Source organism: Nonomuraea sp. NPDC049695 (assembly GCF_040674955.1).
In the GTDB taxonomy this organism is placed as follows: domain Bacteria; phylum Actinomycetota; class Actinomycetes; order Streptosporangiales; family Streptosporangiaceae; genus Nonomuraea; species Nonomuraea helvata.
Genome location: NZ_JBFANV010000243.1, coordinates 1 through 1,263, shown reverse-complemented (window position 1 = coordinate 1,263; position 1,263 = coordinate 1). Strand labels below are relative to the sequence as shown.

General features: G+C 65.7%; 1 protein-coding gene. It reads left to right on the top strand.

The genetic code is table 11. From position 1 onward, the window contains the following. Window positions 1–592: 592 nt before the first annotated feature. A partial coding sequence (locus AB0J64_RS57310) for a reverse transcriptase domain-containing protein (RefSeq protein WP_364047292.1) occupies window positions 593–1,263 on the top strand: 671 nt, incomplete at its 3' end.

The following is a 1,263-nucleotide window of genomic DNA, read 5'->3' as shown; positions in this document are numbered from 1 at the left end:
GGCGTGCGCCGTGAGGCGCTGTGATTTGAGCGGAGGTGGGAGACCTTCGCCTTCGGCCTGTCGCAGCAGGTCGGTGAAGCTGAGGGCAGCCTGATCTGGGTGATGCCGGGGAGGGCGGGAGCAGCCCTGACAAAGCCGGGACGTGCCAGTACTGCCAGATGGTGCGGGTCCGGTGAGCGTGATGGAGAGGAGTACGAGAGGAACCGACGTCGTTAAGTCCCTCCACTGGACGCCTGCTCGAACCTGGTGGATCTGGGCAGGACGCGGTGCGCACCCGCCGGCCGAGGGTTGGCGGGAAACTCCTGGGCCGGTTTGCCATTGCCGACAGGGAGGCCATGAGGAAAGTCTGCGGCGTACTCATGGCGAGGCCGCAGGGACAAAGTCGGGCTCCTACTTCGTCGAGCGAATCACAGTGAACACGGGAACCACCCGGTCGCAGCTCCAGGTGGTGGGCATCCAGTCCACTGCCGGGATAGGTGCATCGACCACTGAACGGGCCGGGTGGGGCGGAGCCGCCGTAGTAGTCCGAGGCCGGGAGAGCCGGTCACATGGCGAAGGGCGGCAGCGGTTTCGAGAAGGGATGGAGGCTGCAATGCCGAAAGACGCCCCGCCGAATGGCGGCGCCTGGCCGGAGGCGGTCCTGCTGGGGCCGAGTCGGCGGGTATCGGAGATGCAGGCCAAGCTTCACCGTTGGGCGGCGGCTGATCCTGGCCGCCGGTTCGACGACCTGTTCAACTTCGTGCATGACCCGGCGACGCTACTCGTGGCGTTCGATCGGGTTGCGGGTAACCGCGGGGCACGCACTCCCGGCGTGGACGGCCTGACGGTCACCGACGTCGAGGAGCGCATCGGTGTTCCGGGGTTCCTGGACGACCTGCGAACCTCCCTGAAGGATGGTTCGTTTCGGCCTTTGCCGGTGCGGGAACGTAAGATCCCCAAACCGGGTGGGGCGGGAAAGGTCCGTGCCCTCGGGATTCCGACGGTCGCCGACCGGGTCGTGCAGGCCGCGCTGAAACTCGTGCTGGAACCGATCTTCGAGGCTGACTTCGAGCCGGTCTCTTATGGGTTTCGGCCCAACCGGCGTGCTCAGGATGCGATCGCTGAGATTCATCATTTCGGCACCCGAGGCTATAGGTGGGTGCTGGATGCGGACATCGAGGCGTGCTTCGACCGGATCGACCATACGGCCTTGATGGAGCGGGTGCGTTGCCGGGTGAAGGACAAACGCGTTCTGGCACTGGTCAAGGCGTTCTTGAAAGCCGG